Annotated in this window: 9 protein-coding genes; 7 read left to right on the top strand and 2 right to left on the bottom strand. The window is 55.1% G+C overall.

Annotated features, from left to right (window positions below):
- Nucleotides 1-10 precede the first annotated feature (10 nt).
- Entirely contained in the window at nucleotides 11-10,498 is a 10,488-nt protein-coding gene (locus KOL70_RS23635; protein WP_254185880.1) for a hemagglutinin repeat-containing protein, read from the top strand.
- Nucleotides 10,495-10,755: a hypothetical protein gene (locus KOL70_RS18475; protein ID WP_254185881.1), complete on the top strand. Its 261-nt coding sequence runs from the start codon at nucleotides 10,495-10,497 to the stop codon at nucleotides 10,753-10,755. The genes KOL70_RS23635 and KOL70_RS18475 overlap by 4 nt, the downstream gene beginning before the upstream one ends.
- A 42-nt stretch (nucleotides 10,756-10,797) precedes the next feature.
- Here KOL70_RS18475 and KOL70_RS18480 read toward each other — a convergent pair whose 3' ends face one another.
- Nucleotides 10,798-11,013 carry a SymE family type I addiction module toxin gene (locus KOL70_RS18480; protein ID WP_371824670.1) on the bottom strand — a complete coding sequence of 72 codons (216 nt, stop codon included), beginning with the start codon at nucleotides 11,011-11,013 and terminating at the stop codon, nucleotides 10,798-10,800.
- Nucleotides 11,014-11,081: 68 nt separating this feature from the next.
- The gene (locus KOL70_RS18485; RefSeq protein WP_215481297.1) at nucleotides 11,082-11,291 is read right to left on the bottom strand and encodes a hypothetical protein; all 210 of its coding nucleotides are present in this window, start codon (nucleotides 11,289-11,291) and stop codon (nucleotides 11,082-11,084) included.
- Here KOL70_RS18485 and KOL70_RS23640 point away from each other — a divergent pair.
- The 5 genes from KOL70_RS23640 (at nucleotide 11,275) to KOL70_RS18505 (ending at nucleotide 17,618) form a co-directional block, all read left to right on the top strand.
- On the top strand, nucleotides 11,275-11,631 hold the full coding sequence (locus KOL70_RS23640) for a VENN motif pre-toxin domain-containing protein (protein WP_254185882.1): 357 nt from the start codon (nucleotides 11,275-11,277) through the stop codon (nucleotides 11,629-11,631). The genes KOL70_RS18485 and KOL70_RS23640 overlap by 17 nt on opposite strands.
- Before the next feature lie 80 nt (nucleotides 11,632-11,711).
- The gene (locus tag KOL70_RS23645; RefSeq protein ID WP_254185883.1) at nucleotides 11,712-12,101 is read left to right on the top strand and encodes a hypothetical protein; all 390 of its coding nucleotides are present in this window, start codon (nucleotides 11,712-11,714) and stop codon (nucleotides 12,099-12,101) included.
- A gap of 333 nt (nucleotides 12,102-12,434) precedes the next feature.
- Nucleotides 12,435-12,683: a hypothetical protein gene (locus KOL70_RS18495; RefSeq protein ID WP_215481298.1), complete on the top strand. Its 249-nt coding sequence runs from the start codon at nucleotides 12,435-12,437 to the stop codon at nucleotides 12,681-12,683.
- 751 nt (nucleotides 12,684-13,434) lie between these two features.
- Complete coding sequence (locus KOL70_RS18500) at nucleotides 13,435-15,417, top strand: autotransporter outer membrane beta-barrel domain-containing protein (protein WP_254185884.1); 1,983 nt, start codon at nucleotides 13,435-13,437, stop codon at nucleotides 15,415-15,417.
- Between the two features lie 341 nt (nucleotides 15,418-15,758).
- A complete protein-coding gene (locus tag KOL70_RS18505) occupies nucleotides 15,759-17,618 on the top strand; it encodes a hypothetical protein (RefSeq protein WP_254185885.1) in 1,860 nt (619 codons plus the stop codon).
- Nucleotide 17,619: the final 1 nt, after the last annotated feature.

Here is a 17,619-nt window from a genome sequence, read left to right on the forward strand (position 1 = left end):
GGCAATGATTATGGATGATCGTCAACCGGTTTCCCCGTTTCGTCGCGCGCTGACCTACTTCATTTGTTATCTGGTGGCGGTACAGCCACTGCTGCCGGTTGTGGCCGCGGAAATTACCCCGGTTACGCCGGGCACGCGCATGGATGCCGCGGGTAACGGCGTGCCGGTGGTCAATATCGCCACGCCGAATCAGGCAGGTGTTTCCCATAACCAGTACCAGCAGTACAACGTCGGGCAGCAGGGGCTGATTCTCAATAATGCCAGCGGACAACTTACCCAGACCCAACTGGGCGGACTGATCCAGAATAACCCTAACCTGCAAGCCGGGCACGAAGCCCGGGCGATCATCAATGAAGTAGTGGGAGCTAATCGTTCGCAGTTGCAGGGCTATACCGAAGTCGCGGGTAAAGCCGCGAATGTGATCGTGGCCAACCCTTACGGCATAACCTGTAACGGCTGTGGCTTTATTAATACGCCCAACGTGACGCTCACTACCGGAAAACCGCAGCTGGATGCCAGCGGCAATCTTGCCGCGCTGGAAGTCACCAAAGGCGACGTAACGGTTGAGGGCAAAGGGCTGGATGGCAGCCGCGCTGATGCGGTATCGCTCATTGCGCGCGCCACCAAAATTAATGCGGATATTCATGCCAGCGATCTCGCTATCACGGCGGGTGCCAACCGCGTTGCGCAGGACGGCTCGGTTACGCCAATCGCCGGAGAAGGGCCAGTGCCGTCAGTGGCGGTCGATACCGGTGCGCTTGGCGGTATGTACGCTAACCGGATTCATCTGGTGTCGAGCGACAAAGGCGTCGGGGTCAACATCGGTAACCTGCTGGCCAACCAGGGTGATATTACATTAAACGCGAATGGCACCCTGACACTGGGGAATGCCAGCGCCAGCGGCAAGCTGCTCGCGAATGCCCGAGATATGCAGCTGCAGGGGACGCAACAGGCGACCGGTGACGTAGCGCTGAACAGCCAGGGCAATGCGCAGCTGCGTAACAATAAACTGACCAGCGGCGGCAATCTGCGCCTGGCGGCAAGCGACGTCACGGTAGATCAAAACAGTACCGTTGCAGCTAACGGTGACATCAGTGTGACGGCGCAGACGCTGCTGAATAACGGCCTGATTCAGGCGCAGAAAAACCAGACTATTACGGCAAATACCTTACGCAACCAGGGACGCTTACAGTCGGCAGGCGGGCAAACACTCAATACCGCATCGCTGGACAATCAGGGATTGATTGGGTCTTCGCGTGCGCTGCATATCAGTGCCACGCAGCAGGCGCTGAATGGCGCAACGGGGACTTTACTCGCCGGTGACGAGCTGAATTTAGCGGGTGGCGATTTCACCCTGAACGGTTCTGTAAGCGGTAAAAACGGCCTGACGCTAAGCAGCACCTCATTGCAAACCGCAGCAGACGCCAGGCTTAGCAGCCAGCGCAACATCAATCTCAGCGCCCGTCAGCAAATACTGCAAGGCGAGATTGCCAGCGGCGGTAGCCTGATGTTAAACGGCGATACCCTCACGCTTGGCAGCACAGGCAGGCTGCACGGTGACGGTGACGTCTCACTGACGGCCAGCCAGCAGGCTACGATCAGTGGTCAGCTGGACGGAGATAATGTTCAGCTGAGCGGCGGTGCCTTGCACCTGAGCAAAACCGGAATGCTCACGGCTCAGCAGGACCTTAGCCTGACCAGCGCACAGCAGCAGCTGGATGGACAAAGCCGTGCGGGTGGTAATGTCACTTTACGTGCAGACCGCCTCAACGCTCTCAGTGAGGGCAAGCTATCCGCCGGTAATGACATTGCATTCCAGGTTAATGATCAAAGCCAGTGGGCTGGCACGCTGATTGCCGGGCGCGAGCTGGCTTTCAGTGCAACTGACTTCGTCAATAGCGGTACGCTGGCGGCGAATGGTAATACGCACTTTAGTTTTGATCATCTGACCAACGCGGGTCTGCTGCAATCGCTCGGCCAGCAAATGCTTTCTGGCCGCGTATTAACAAATAACGGTACGGCACAATCTGGCTCCGGGCAGTTGCTGGATGTCGGCCTGCTGGATAACAACGGTCTGCTGGGCGCGCAGGGCGACTTAATGCTTAATGCGGATCAGTTTACCGCTGGCAATGGCAGTAACATCCTGACAGACGGCGCTCTGCGGGTGCACTCCAGCCAGGCTGACCTCGGTGGAACGCTGAGCGCGAAGCACAACCTCGATTTCCAGACGGAAAAACTGACGACCCGCGCAGGTTCGTTACAGACCAGTGCGCAAAACATTCAGCTCAATGGGCAAAATATTGAGCTGAACGGCACGCTTTCCGCCGACCAGGCGCTGACACTTAATTCGCAACAGTTAAGCAGTGGTGACAACGCGCGCACGCAGGGCAAAAGCGCCATCGCGCTCAACGTTGCCGATCAGGCCGATCTGGCAGGCCAGTGGTTTACACCCGGCCAGCTGACTTTGCAGGCGGGTACGCTCAACAACCGGGCGCAGACCGGCGCGCAGGACCTGACCATTGCCGCAGACATTATCAATAACGCGGGCGCGCTGAGCGCAAATAATCGCCTGGATCTGACCGCTGGAACATTACAGCAGCAGGGCACTCTTAACGCGCTGGGCGCGATGGCGATCCGCAGCGATGCGTGGCGCAATCAGGGGCAAACCTCTGCGCGAACGCTGGATATCAGCGTAAAAAACACGCTCGATAACGCGCCTGCGGGCTCACTGCTGGCCTCAGATGGGTTGACGCTGAACACTTCCGCGCTGAGCAACGCAGGTAACCTCAGTGGACAAACCCTCGAACTTGATACCGAACAACTGACTAACAGTGGGCTGATGCAGGGCAATCAATCGGTCACGCTGCGGAGTAATGCGCTTAATATCCTGCAATCCGGGCAAATTCTGTCAGGCGGTGCGCTGAAAGTGGACGCTGAAAGCACACAAAATGCCGGACGTTTGCAGGGCAGCTCGCTGCAACTGCGCGGCAATACGCTGAATAACAGCGGTATCGCCCTCGGTAGCAAAGGGCTTGATGTTGCGTTGCAGCAGACGCTGGACAACGCAGGTAGCCTGCTGTCGGACAGCGCCGCTACGCTGCAAAGCCGCGAGCTTAATAACAGTGGCAAGCTGTTGAGTGGTGAACAACTTTCGCTGACTGGCGCGCAGTTGCGTAATCAGGGTCAGATGCAGGGCGATACGCTGGCGATTCAAGCGGACAGTGTAAGCAACAGCGGCAATCTGATCGGCTTGAAATCCCTGGTGTTGCAATTACAGCAGGATCTGACCGATGCCCAGTCGGGCCGGTTACTGACTCAGGGCGCGTTGAACGTGAATGCGCAACGTATTAACCAGCAGGGCAGCTGGCAGGCGAACAGCATTGATGCCCGTGCCAGCCAGATTGATGTCAACGGCAGCATCCAGTCCGCAGCGCGCACCAGCCTTACGGCGACCGGCAATCTGCACACGCTGGCGCAGGGTAATATCGTTTCCAGTGGTCTGGCGGCCATTCAGGCGGCGAGCCTGAACAATGAAGGCAAATGGTCGGCAAAAAATCTGCAGCTGCAGGGCAATTCGCTGCTTAATCAGGGAAGTGCTACAGCAACAGACGAGCTGACAGCCAACCTCAGCGGACAGTTGCAGCAGCTAAAAGGCGCTGCTTTGCTGAGCGCGGGAACCAGCACTCTGAAAGCGGGCTCGATTGATAGTGCCGGTGATATCGAAGCCAGAAATCTGGTGATAAACAGCGGCAACCTGACTAACCGTGGTCAGCTGTATGCCCAGCAGAACCTGAATGGCGACGTTGAACAGGCGATTGCGAATCAGGGCGGGGTTCTGCGCAGCCAGGGTGCTCTGCAACTCAACGCGCAATCTTTACTGAACCAGGGACAGATTCAGGGCGATGGCATTACGACGATAACGCTAAGCGACAGCCTGAATAACCCGGGAAGATTGCTTACCGGTGGTCCATTAACGCTGTCGGCACCGACGGTACTGAATAGCGGCCTGGTGCAGGCGCAGGGGCTGGCTTACAGTGGTAACAACCTGGTGAACAGCGGGACGTTTACCGGTCTGGGTGATAGCCAGGTGAATGCCAGCCAGATGACCAATCAGGGACAGCTGCAGGGCGATAATTTACAGGTGCGCGGCGGTGTGTTGCACAACAGCGGTAGCGTATTCGCCAGCCGTGCGCTGGCCCTGACCTTACAGAATGCTGATAACCAGGCAACCGGCAAACTCTATAGCGCAGGCGATCTGACCCTCAATACGCCGGTGCTGAATGCGGCTGGCAGCCTGCTGGCGCTGGGCAACATGACCCTGCAACTGGGATCGGGGTTCACGCAGAGCGGCACGCTGGCAGCGGGTAAAACGCTGAATCTCAGTACGCAAGGCGATCTCACCGTTCTGGGGACGCTGCAGGGCAACAGCCTGCAACTCAGCAGCAATAATTTCATTAATAATGGTCAGCTACGCAGCGGCAGCGGCGCGTTGAACGTCGATGCCAGCAACATGACGCTTAATGATAGCGGAAGCGTCCAGGCTGGCGGGGATATGCGTCTCACCAGTCGCGGCCAGTTAGTGAATTATGGCTTCGTCGGGACAGCAGGGAATTTGCTGATGACGGCAGGCAGCCGGATAGAAAACCGTGCGCTGCTGTATGCCGGAAATAATATGCAACTGCTGGCCAGCAGCATTCAAAATAATCGTGGCGATATCCTGGCGAATAATAGCCTGTGGCTGCAGCGTGATGCGGCGGGTAACGCAAGCGATGAAGTGATCAATACCTCAGGCAATATTGAAACCTCGCTCGGAGATATCACCATCCGTACCGGGCATCTGCTGAATCAGCGTGAGGGGATGAATACCTCTGTAACTTCAGCGTCCGCTACGAATGCCCCCGCCGGATTGGGACAAGCCACCATGAAAGTGAAGCTTGGTCAGCTTGATGACGATGAGATCGGCGTTTATCACGGCATGCATGGTTATCAGACGGGGGGAAGTAATGGTAAAGGAAACGGCCACACCGAATACCGGCCTTACACCACGCTGGCTCCGAAACTTAGTACGGCGGTTCGCAAGTTTCTCGTAAGTTCTACCACCGTCACGGCCAGCGCCACTGGCGGTGCAGGGCGAATCGCTGCTAACCGGAATCTGGTAGTGACAGCCGATGCCCTCGACAATCAAGCCAGTAATTTACTCGCCGGTCAGGATATCGTGCTCACCGGCAACAATCTGAATAATCAGTCCTGGGAAAACAGTATTCAAAGCCAGTATCTGGTCTACAAATATGGCAATCCTAATACGGGGCGGATTGATACTAACCTTTACGGCGAAGAAGATACTGCACCTTCGATCATAGCTGATTTACGTAACGGGAATTCACATGGTGTGAAATACGAGAGTGGCCTGGGCTCCGAGGTGGTTTATACCCTGCAGGGCGCACCCGTTTATGAAACCAGCCAGACGGGAGAAGGTCTGCGTGCCGTGATTCAGGCTGGCGGCAACGTCAGCGCCCGTTTTACGAATAACCTGAGCAATACGGATACCGTGGCTAACGCTGGCAGCATGGTGCATGCCATTAGCAAACCGGGTATCGCTGGAACTGCGCCACTGCAATCCGTGGGTGGTGTGCAGAACCAGCAGCTTGCCGCCGGGCAAACTATCGCCGTCGGGTCTCCGCAGTGGAAGGATGCGCTGACAGGCGCACTACAGCAAATAGGTAATCAGGGCGCGGCGTTAACTGATTATCCACTGCCTGCCGGTAACAACGGCCTGTTTGTCGCCAGTAAAGATCCTGCCAGTCCCTACCTGATTACCACTAACCCACAGCTGGCAGAGGTCGGTAAAACCGACGGCAGCCTGTTTGATGGCCTCAATGCGTTTCTCAGGAACCCGACTTCCGGGGCAGCTCAACAATCGGCTCAGGCGGTAACGCAGCCGACGCTGAGCAGCAGCCCACGAGTCGAAACGGCGGCAATCTATACCGACAAAGATAAATTCCTCGGTTCTGCCTATCTGCTGAATCGTCTGCAGCTTACACCCGATAAGGATTATAAATTCCTCGGTGATGCCGCGTTCGATACCCGCTACGTAAGTAACGCCATATTGAGCCAGACCGGGCATCGCTATGTGGGTGGTACCGGCTCCGATCTGCAGCAGATGCAATACCTGATGGACAGCGCGGCCCGGCAACAGGCGGGCCTGGGCCTGCAACTGGGGGTTAGCCTTTCGCCGGAACAGGTGGCGGCCCTGACTACGAGTATTGTGTGGTGGGAAAAAACCACGGTTAATGGTCAAACCGTGCTGGCCCCGAAACTCTATCTGGCGCCAGGCGACAGTGAGATCGCGGCAGGTAGCGTGATTGCCGGTCAGGCGGTGAAACTGGATGCCGGACAGATCAATAACGACGGTAGTACTATCAAAGCCGAGACGCTGCTGTCAGCCAACAGCAATAGCACACTGAATAACCTGCACGCCGGTTTACTGGCTTCGGGCGGCGATCTGCAACTGAACGCGATTGGCGATATTAATAATATCGGTGCATCGATTTCGGCCGAAACCGTTTCGCTCGCATCGGCGGCGGGAAATATCAATAACGTTACGCAGGCTCAGCAGTGGAGCAGCCTGGCGCTTAACGGCATCAAAAATGCGCCCGCGTTAAGCTTCAGTGATACCCAGTTAGGGGATGTGGCCAGTATCTCAGCCAGCAAAAATGCCAGCCTCAGCGCGGGTGGCAACATCAATAACACGGGCGCGACGCTCGCTGCTGGCGGTGATTTACAGTTGGGTGCGCGGGGCGATATCAATATCGCCGCCAATGCGCTCCATACCGATCGCCTTAATAAAAATGGCAGCGCGGTGGTGACCACCAGCCAGGACGGTAGCGTAAGCGCGGGTGGCGATCTCACCGCGCGTGCCGGTCACGACCTGAATCTGAGCGGCAGCACACTGGTGTCAAAAGGCGATACGACGCTGGCCGCCGCAAATGATATCAATCTGAATACGCTGGATAACAGTAGCCATCAGACGCAGGGCAATAGCAAAAACGACAGCATTAACGCTACGCGCAGTACCATCCAGAGCAGCGGAAATTTAGCGTTGAGCGCCGGTCGCGATATTAACTCGCAGGCAGCGCAGCTGATGGCCGATTTAAACGCCTCCCTGAGCGCAGGGCGCGATCTGAACCTGAATGCCCAGCAGAGTCGCGTATACAGCGAGAGCCGGGGCGGCAAAAAAGTGACGATCAACGAGCAGGTTCGTCAAACCGGCAGCGAAATCAGCAGTGGCGGTAATATCGTGCTGGCAGCAGGGAATGACATCAACAGCGCAGCCAGTGAGATTACGGCAAAACAGGATATCGCCGCGCGAGCCGGGCATGATATTAACCTCACTACGGCCACCGAAAGCGATTATAACTATCGCGAAGAGACGAAAACCAAAAAAGGTCTGTTCAGCAAGAAGACCACCCACACCATTCAGGAAGACAGCGCTACGCACGAAAAAGGCACGTTGCTCAGTGGCAACAATATCTCCGTGAGCGCGGGCCACGATCTGCTGGTAAAAGGATCGCAGGTTGCGGGTGATGATAACGTGGCGCTCAGCGCCGGTAACAATGTCGGGATCTCTGCCGCTACCAACACGGAGTCAAGTTGGCGTTTCTCCGAGACGAAAAAAAGCGGCCTGATGGGAACCGGTGGGCTGGGTATCAGCATCGGCAGCAGTAAATCGCTGCACGATCTGAAGGAAAAAGGCACGACGCAAAGTCAGAGTGTCAGTACCGTTGGCAGCACCGGCGGGAACGTTTCAATCACCGCAGGCCAGCAGTTGCAGGTGCAGGGGGCGGATTTGATTGCCGGCGGCAACATGGCCCTGAAAGGTGACAGCGTAGCAATCACGCCCGGCCACGATGTACGTACGCGCGACGAACGTTTTGAGCAGCGCACCAGTGGACTGACGCTGGCGCTTTCAGGCGCAGTAGCCGAGGCGGTGAATAGTGCTGTCTCTGCCGCACAGTCCGCCAAAAAAGAGAGCGATGGGCGTCTGGCCGCATTACAGGCAACCAAAGCGGTGCTTTCCGGTGTTCAGGCGAACCAGGCCAGCCAGCTTGCGCAGGCCAATGGCGATCCTAACAATGGCGTTGGCATCAGTATTTCGCTGACCACTCAAAAATCAAAATCTCAGCAGCATCAGGAGTCCGACGCCGTCAGCGGTTCTACGCTGAATGCCGGGAAAAACCTCAGTATTGATGCCACCGGCAACGGCAATAGTGCCAGCAGCGGTGATTTGCTGATTGCCGGTAGCCAGCTCAAGGCTGGTGGTGATACGTCACTGCACGCAGCGAACGACATCAACCTGACGGGCGTGGCAAGCACGCAACAAACCAGCGGTAAAAACAGCAGCAGCGGTGGCGGTATCGGGCTAAGTTTCGGCGTGGGCAATGGCAGCGCAGGACTGAGTATTTTCGCCAGCGTTAACGGGGCGAAAGGCCATGAAAAGGGGAATGGCACCGTCTGGAGCGAAACCACCCTCGACAGCGGCGGTGCTGTCGACATCAGTAGCGGTCGTGACACCACTTTGACTGGCGCGCTGGTTAACGGTAACAGCGTGACTGCTGACATTGGTCGCAACCTGTCTATTACCAGCCTGCAGGATAGTGATAACTATGATTCGAAGCAGATCAGTTTTGGTGCCGGCGGCAGTTTCACTTTTGGCTCGATGACCGGTTCCGGTTATATCAACGCCAGCCAGGATAAAATGCACAGCAATTACGACAGTGTGCTGGAGCAAAGCGGCATTTATGCCGGTCAGGGCGGGTTTGATATTACCGTTGGCAGTCACACCCAGCTCAATGGTGCGGTGATTGCCAGCCAGGCTGACGCGGATAAAAACCGTCTTGATACCGGCACGCTTGGCTTCACGGACTTGCATAATCAGGCAGATTATAAAACTCAACACCAGGGGATTGGCCTCAGTTCGACGGGCAACTTCAGCGGCCAGTTCAAAGGGAACATGGCCACCAGTATGCTGGCGGGCGCAGGCAGCAGTGGCCACGCAGAGGGAACCACGCAGTCAGCCGTTGCCCAGGGAACGATAGTGGTGCGCGACCAGGCAAATCAGCAGCAGGATGTTGCTGCACTTAGCCGCGACACCGAGCACGCTAATGACAGCATCAGCCCGATTTTCGACAAAGAGAAAGAGCAGAAACGCCTGCAGACGGCTCAGCTGATCGGTGAAATAGGCAGCCAGGTTGCTGATATCGCCCGGACGCAGGGGCAGATTGAGGCGACGGAAGCAGGTAAGAAGGAACTGGCAAAAAACAACATAAACCAGCCGGATGCCGACGCTCCTGCGGCTGAAAAGAAAGCGTATCAGGAAGCGCTGGAAAACAGCAGTGATTATAAGAAGGCCATGGCACTCTGGGGCACCGGCAGCGATATCCAGAAGGGGATTCAGGCGGCGACTGCGGCGATTCAGGGTTTGGCGGGTGGCAATCTGGCGCAGGCAGCCAGCGGCGCGGCGGCACCGTATCTGGCCGAGCAGATACACAAATATACCGCCGACAATCAGGCCGCAAAAGCGATGGCTCATGCAGTGCTAGGTGCGGTAACATCGTGGGCGGCAGGCAACAGCGCGGCAGCAGGCGCGACCGGTGCGGTCAGCGGAGAGCTGATGGGTCAGTTGATCATGCATTCGATGTATCCGGGTAAACAGGTCAGTGACCTGAAGGAGTCGGATAAGCAGATCATCAGTGCACTGAGTACCCTTGCTGCAGGTCTGGCAGGCGGCGTGACCGGCGGCAGTAGCGCCAGTGCGCTGGCCGGCGCTCAGGCAGGGAAGAATGCGGTTGAGAATAATGCGCTGAGTGACGGATTCCAGTTACCGAAAGGGATCACAGACTACGGGATGGCGGTGAGATCATGGGGGCAGTACGTACAGGATAATAATATCTCCCAGGAACAGAATCAGGCTGGGCTGGATAAACTGGCAAAAGGTGATTTACCGGAAGGTGCCAATATCCCGAAAGTAATCGTTGAAGCTTATAAAGATGGCGTCCTGGCTGCCGGGGCGGCTTATCTCGGACCTGCTGCATCTTTAGGGAAGGTGGCAGTGAGTGCAGTTATTGCCGGTATCGCGAATGGTAGTTATCAGTTGCTTGATATGAGCAGTTCAGGCAATGAAAGTAAGACGTATGATTACTGGAGTACTGCGACAGCCGCTGCTACTGGTGCTATGGCTCCGGGACGGGGAATTTGGGCGAATACGGGAATTGCGGCCGGTAGTGCTGTGTTTACGGACGGGCCAGATGCTGGGGCTGTTGGTGGAGCCGTTGCAGGTGCGGTGGCCGGAGGATACTTTGGTGAATATGCGCCCGGTTTACTTAAACCTGCTTTAGGGGCTTCGTCTGGTTTTTGGGCGGAAATAGGTGGTGCTTATACATCAGAAATTTTGGGGGACGCAACTAAAGATGCAATTAATAGGGGGGGGAATAATAAATGAATAAAAAACCTACATTTCATCTTCTTATTTTAAGCATGTTATATGGGGTTGTCTGTTTTTTCTGCTTAGGGATTGTTTTACGGCTAATCGTTAATTATTTACATATAGGTAATTTTCAAATTGGCTTAGATGCAATATATAAAACTATGGTCATGAGTGGAATAGCTGGAGTGGCCGCTGGTTTTGGCTCATGGATCTTTGCCAAGATAGATGAACATAAAACCCGAAAATCACCGCCTTCCGACCCCAAACCCTGAATAAAAATCCCGGCCATCGAGCCGGGAATTTTATATTGTCACTCAGCTGCCGCCAGCCGGATGATCATCTGCCCCGGCGTGGTGATCACCTCGACCTTCTGCCCGGTCGCAAAATCCCAGCTCGGCCATCCAGTGGCCGTGCAGGGTGATCGACGGTGAAGGCCGGTGCTTCAGATGGTCGTGGATATATTCCACGGTATAACGTCTTGATTTAGCTGTGGGCGTGTCGGTCCCTGACTTATGATGCGTGCCAGCCATAACCAGCTCCTCGTTAATTGCTTGCGGTCAGCGGGCTGGGATATTCGAGCACCTCAGTTCCGCGCCTGTTAGCTAATCCGTTTACCCATCACGTTATCCAGCATCTCAGAAATAAACTTCTGCTTCGCCATTAGCGTCTGTCGGATCGCATCGATCTGCCTTTCCAGCCGTGGCACCAGTGCAATGGTTCGTGTAATAAGATCGCGGGCGGCAGGAACCAGCGCGGCAGCAGGCGCGACCGGTGCGGTCAGCGGAGAGCTGATGGGTAAATTGATCATGCATTCGATGTATCCGGGTAAACAGGTCAGCGACCTGCAGGAGTCGGATAAACAGATCATCAGTGCACTGAGTACCCTGGCTGCAGGTCTGGCAGGCGGCGTGACCGGCGGCGGCGGCGCCAGTGCGCTGGCCGGCGCTCAGGCAGGGAAGAATGCGGTTGAGAATAATGCGCTGAGTGATGGATTCCAGTTACCGAAAGGGATCACAGACTACAGGATGGCGGTGAGATCATGGGGGCAGTACGTACAGGATAATAATATCTCCCAGGAACAGAATCAGGCTGGGCTGGATAACTGGCAAAAGGTGATTTACCGGAAGGTGCCAATATTCCGAAAGTAATCGTTGAAGCTTATAAAAATGGCGTCCTGGCTGCCGGGGCGGCTTATCTCGGATCTGCTGCATCTTTAGGTAAGGTGGCAGTGAGCGCTGTTATTGCCGGTATCGCGAATGGTAGTTATCAGTTGCTTTATATGAGCAGTCCAGGCAATGAAGGTAAGACTTATGATTACTGGAGTACTGCGACAGCCGCTGCTACTGGTGCTATGGCTCCGGGACGGGGAATTTGGGCGAATACGGGAATTGCGGCCGGTAGTGCTGTGTTTACGGACGGGCCAGATGCTGGGGCTGTTGGTGGAGCCGTTGCAGGTGCGGTGGCCGGAGGATACTTTGGTGAATATGCGCCCGGTTTACTTAAACCTGCTTTAGGGATTTCGTCTGGTTTTTGGGCGGAAATAGGTGGTGCTTATACATCAGAAATTTTGGGGGACGCAACTAAAGATGCAATTGATAGGGCGGGGAATAATAAATGAATAAAAAACCTACATTTTATCTTCTTATTTTAAGCATGTTATATGGAGTTATCTGTTTTTTTGCTTAGGAATTGTTTTACGGCTAATCGTTAATTATTTACATACAGGCAATTTACAAATTGGCTTAGATGTAATATATAAAACTATAGTCATGAGTGGAATAGCTGGAGTAGCCGCTGGTTTTGGCTCATGGATCTTTGCCAGGATAGATGAACATAAAACCCGAAAATCACCGCCTTCCGACCCCAGGCCCTGAATAAAAATCACGGCCATCGAGCCAGGATTTTTCAGTTTGATGAATTAGGCATAAAAACATAGAGGTGAAAATTATCCATGAATAGTTATGCTCGTCTGGTAAAGAGAATAGCTGACATGGCTATTTTTCTGGAGTTCTCTGATGAAGAGTCTTTGGATCCTGATATTGCTGTGGGAATGATGGAAAGTATTACGGCTGAACTACAACTTATAAGTCTTGATGATAAAAAGAAAGTAGTAAGTACTTTTTATCTGGTATCAAAAGAATATCAAGGAGATCGTGCAGTCTATATTAAACAACTTCCTGAATCACTTGGCTTGATATAATTGTATGGTAATCATTCCCGCCCATAGCTGGCGGGATTTTTTTTGCCTTGAATCCCTCCAACAGCAGACAAGATATGTTTTTGAAGCACCGCCATAATCGGCACTCCAAAAGCGATCCTGTCAGGGCGCAGCCCCGACACCCAAAAAAAGCCTTACAAATACGCGGGCAACGCTGTTTGTGAGCGTCAAAAATATCACCGCAAATCATCTGACCTGGCGTAGTGATCACATCGATCTTCTGTCAGGTCGAAATCCCAATTCGATCAACCAGTGGCCTTATAGAGTAAAGATGGATGAAGGTTTGTGCTCCAGGGGATCGCGGATATTTACAGATGCGTGCTCAGCAAAGATGCATAACCAGCTTACTCAGACGCGGCAGAAAAACCCGTTATTCGGGTAAATTCTGTTCCTGGTTCGGGTGCTATTGAAAGCTTTCCAGCAGCCCTGTCGGCGCTGGATTACCGGGCTGCAACAATCGAAATTATTTCGGCTTCAGTTAACGCCGCCGCTTCGTCACTCAAAGCACCGTTCCTCACGCTACGGTCGCCAGTCCGCAATCCCTGATGTGCCGATCCACCCCGCAAATTTCCGCTCTCTGCCTGGTAAAGGCGCGCCTGCCTGACTACACCTTAAGCATCCTTGTTATCACTGTCCTTTCCGCTGTTTAAGCGGTTTACAGCCTGCACGCCGGCATCCTGACGCGCCGGCACCTTTAGCGGTCAGACATGATTTCTGGCCTGATTCGGAGTGAATGATGAAGAGTCGCAACCTGACGCGATCGGCGGTCGCGTTTGCCACATTGAGTTGCCTGTATGTGCCGTTTAGCGCCCTGGCGTGGGATAACCTGACGGTTTTCGGCGATAGCCTGAGCGATGGCGGTAATGTCGGGCGTTTTACTTATGATGGCGCGCAACATCCACTGTATGACGAGATCCTCGCTGCACAGTTCGGGCAAACGCTGCAGCCGTCGTCGCGCGGTGGCAGCAACTATGCACAGGGCGGCGGCGTTACCGTGCCGGCGCTGGATGCCAGCCTCAATACGCAAGACCAGCTGGCTGCTTATCTGCAATCCACCGGCGGACGCGCAGATAGCAACGGACTGTACATTCACTGGGTGGGCGCTAACGATATCGCGGCGGCGGTGACCAATCCGCTTACCGCGCGCGCGACCATCAGCAACAGCGCCAGCGCGGCGGTGTCGCAAATCAAAACCCTGCTGGATGCCGGTGCGGGGGCGGTGATCGTGCCAAACGTGCCGCAACTCGGCTCCACGCCTTTCATGGTGCAGGCGGTGCTGAGTGTGCTGGGGCCGGCGGCGCAGTCGGCGATGGTCGCGGCGTTTGCCTCGCTGGACAGCCATGCCACGCCCGACGTGGCTGCGCGCCAGCAGGCGGTGCGCGACGCATTCGATCAGGCCGCCGCACAGGTATCGACCATCCCGGCGCTGCGTGCCGCGCTGGCGCAGCAGCTGTTTTCGGCCTGGCAGGTGCTCAGCGAGCAGGTGACGGCCCTCTCCGATGGCTATAACCAGCAGGAAGAGGCCGGGCTGGTGGCGCTGAATGGCAACATTGTGCGTGCCGACATCGCCGGCCTGTTCAACGAGGTAATTGTCGATCCGCAACGCTATGGCCTGAGCAATACGCTGGGGATGGCCTGTCCGGTCGGCACCTCCGCCGCCGAATGCACCTCGTCAACGCCCGGTTTCAGTAACGCGCAGGCTTATCTGTTTGCCGACCGGCTGCATCCCAGCCCGGCGGTACATGCCATGATCGCCGACTACATTCAATCGATCCTCGACGCACCCGCGCAGGTGGCGGCGCTGGCACGGGCGCCGCTGATGCTGTCGCGGGATATGCAGAACACCCTCGATGGCCATTTACAGCAGCAGCGTCAGCAGCCGGCCAGCGCCGGTCAGGTTAGCGTGTTCGGCGGCTATGCCGGTCAGCATATTGATTATCGCGGCGATAGCCTGCTCAACGGTGACGCCAATACCGGCAGCCTGACGCTGGGATTAGGCTATCAGTTCACAGATAACTGGCAGGCAGGTCTGCTGTTGTCCAGCACCGCGCAGCACCAGCATCCTTCGGCGCACTATGATTACAAGCTGCGCGGCAATTTGCTGGCGCTGTATAGCCAGCTGACGCTGCTGGAGCAGGGCTGGATCAATGCGAATGTGCACTATGCAGATCTCGATTTTGACAGCATCGAACGTCGCATCAATATCGGCCCGGCAACGCGCACCGAACAGGGCAGTAGCAGCGGAAAAATGCTCGGGCTACGGGTGCAAACCGGCTGGGATCTGCCGATAGGCGAACACCTTTCCACCGGCCCGGTCGCCAGCTACGCACTGGATTATGTGCGGGCAGGGGGCTACAGCGAAAACGGCGACAGCAGCACCGCCATGCGCTTTTCCGATCAAACCCTGCATTCGCAAATCGGCGCGCTTGGCTGGCGTATCGACAGCAAACTGTGGCCGGTGAATCCGTGGGCGCAGCTCAGTTATAACCACCAGTTTGGCGATACGCAGAACGCGGTGCGCGCCGGGCTGAAGTCAACGCAGACCGGCTTTGTACGCAGCGTCAACGCCGGTGATAAAAACTGGCTGGATATGTCGCTGGGGGCCAGCGTGCCGCTGGGTGAAACGGTCAACGCCTTTGCCGGGGTTTCAGCGATCGGCGGTAACAGCGCCTATCACCAGCTGAGCTGGAATATTGGCCTGAACGCGACATTTTGACGGCAACGCGCCAGTCGAAAATTTTCACTGGCGCGTTATCTCGCGTAAAAAATTAAACTGATGATCGCGGGAAATATTTCGATAATTCAAGCCATTCTTCTTCGTAAGTCAAATTAATCAGAACGTTCGTACCGGCGATTACCACAATTATTCTGCGATAAATCTGTAAAAAGTATTTTTGTCGCTTCGCTTTCCTTCCGGAATCATATCGTTATTCTGTTCCGGCAAATCACCCCGCTGAAAAGCTCCCGTATAAACTGGCACAGGTCAATATATTAATTTTCAATCACTTATACTGCTGATGCTCTGTCGTATTACGTTAATAATTTATGGGGAACACCATGGCGAATACATCTGGCATCACCAGCACTACCACACCATCTGCCACCGGGACGGTGATTCAATTACATACCATTGACGATTTACGTAAACAGGAACCTGTTTCGATTGGCGAAATTGCGTCGGTGCTGGAATACAGCCGTGGCAGTCGGATGGGCGGCGGCGTGTTTGTCTACGATGCCACCGACAACAGCACGCCCGATGACGGCGGGCTGAATTTCGTGACGTCCGGTAAAAAGCGCTGGAAAAGAGTGGTCCTCGATTATAGCGCGGTCACGGTGGTGGATTTTGGCGCAATAGCCGATGGCACCACCGATTGTATTGATGCGGTGATCCGCATGTTTAAATGGTCACAGCGTGTTTTACCCTCCGCGGGAATTCGCTTTACCGCCGGTGAGTTCAGCCTGTCCGGCTTTGATTTAGCGGAAGTGCTGGGCAGCGACAGAGAGATTAACCGCTTTAAAATTTCCGGCGCGCCGGTCAACTTCGGTTATTTCCCCACCACCACGCTGAAATTTAACTGGGGACCGAAACCGCGCAAAACCCATTTCTTTAGCGTACGCGCACGCTATGTGGAAATTTCCGGCTTTGTGGTGAAAGGCATGAGTTCTGATAGCGGCGAAGACGGCGGCACGGCGTTTAATAATGTCGGCTTCTTTACTAACAGCATTATTGGAGGACAATTCCTGCGCGTCAGCAGCATGGAGTTTCGCTACCTCGGCGGGCGGGCGCTGGAACTGATTGATACGCTGGACTGTAAAATCGATCAGTTTTATTCACGTGGCTGTCAGGGCAGTATTGTCTATGCGCGCTGGTCCGATCGGGAAAAAGGCGCCTGGGATCACTCTACCGCCATTGAACTCTCCAACTTTAATTTGCAGCGCAGCACCAAACAGCCGGTATTCGATCTGCCGCGCTGTACGCAATCGTTTATTCGTAATGGCTGGATCGAGCACTCCGAATTTGCCGGCGATCTCACCAATGGTCAGTGGACGATTGAAGGGCTGGTGATTGAATCGACGCAAAATCCCATGAAAATGGGCTATTGCCGCGCGATGATTATCCAGAAAAGCGTGCACCGTGACAGCGCGGGCTTTGACTTCAGCAAAGAGGGCATTGAGCCCTGGACGCTGCTGGCGGAGGGCGATCGTGGCGTGATGGAGATTTCCGATCTCGGCGCGATCATTCAGGGATCGCTGAGTTATGACTTCACCACCTCGCAGCATCACATGGATAACCGTGGCAAAGACGCGAAATGGTTTTACGTCGGTGAATTTAATTTTTCCGACGCCACTTCACAAATTCACGTGCGCATTATCGGCAGCGCGCAGTATGTTTCCCAGTCGGAAACGCAAACTGATTACAGCTACCGGACACCGGAAGGCGTGGCGCATATTTATCTGCAGGCGCGCAACGACGATAACACCATTGGCAGCTGGTACAGCGAAGGCTCCTCGCCCGTAATTAAGGTGCATATCGAGGGCAAAGGCGCACACACCAAACTGTACGTTAAAATTCCGGCCTATACCGGCTTCTCGATTGCGCTGGTGGAAACCAACGGGCGCGATCGCTATCAGTCCGGTCAGTGTTTTATTTTCCGCAAAAGTTTTACCGCCTGCAGTGCGGAAGAAGCTACGGCGCTGGACAACCAGCCGGTCGTCGCCTTTGAACAGCACTGGGTGGGCAATAAAGATGTCGGCTTTGGCTACAACAATAATAAAGAACTGCTGCTGCGTGGGCCGTTTTTTGAACGGCAGGAGCAGGATGCCGCGGGGAAGTGGATCACCCGCCGTTTTCTGAAAGTCCGCGTGAACGGCGTGCCGCGCAGTATTGAATTACTCGATCCGGATAACCCGCGCTAAC

Source organism: Pantoea sp. B270 (assembly GCF_018726825.1).
GTDB lineage: Bacteria > Pseudomonadota > Gammaproteobacteria > Enterobacterales > Enterobacteriaceae > Pantoea > Pantoea dispersa.

Excerpts from the sequence above, each read along its gene's own strand:
- KOL70_RS23635 (WP_254185880.1), top strand. The coding sequence starts at position 11 with ATGGATGATCGTCAACCGGTTTCCCCGTTTCGTCGCGCGCTGACCTAC.
- KOL70_RS18475 (WP_254185881.1), top strand. The coding sequence starts at position 10,495 with ATGAATAAAAAACCTACATTTCATCTTCTTATTTTAAGCATGTTATAT.
- KOL70_RS18480 (WP_371824670.1), bottom strand. The coding sequence starts at position 11,013 with ATGGCTGGCACGCATCATAAGTCAGGGACCGACACGCCCACAGCTAAA.
- KOL70_RS23640 (WP_254185882.1), top strand. The coding sequence starts at position 11,275 with ATGGGTAAATTGATCATGCATTCGATGTATCCGGGTAAACAGGTCAGC.
- KOL70_RS18485 (WP_215481297.1), bottom strand. The coding sequence starts at position 11,291 with ATGATCAATTTACCCATCAGCTCTCCGCTGACCGCACCGGTCGCGCCT.
- KOL70_RS18495 (WP_215481298.1), top strand. The coding sequence starts at position 12,435 with ATGAATAGTTATGCTCGTCTGGTAAAGAGAATAGCTGACATGGCTATT.
- KOL70_RS18500 (WP_254185884.1), top strand. The coding sequence starts at position 13,435 with ATGATGAAGAGTCGCAACCTGACGCGATCGGCGGTCGCGTTTGCCACA.
- KOL70_RS18505 (WP_254185885.1), top strand. The coding sequence starts at position 15,759 with ATGGCGAATACATCTGGCATCACCAGCACTACCACACCATCTGCCACC.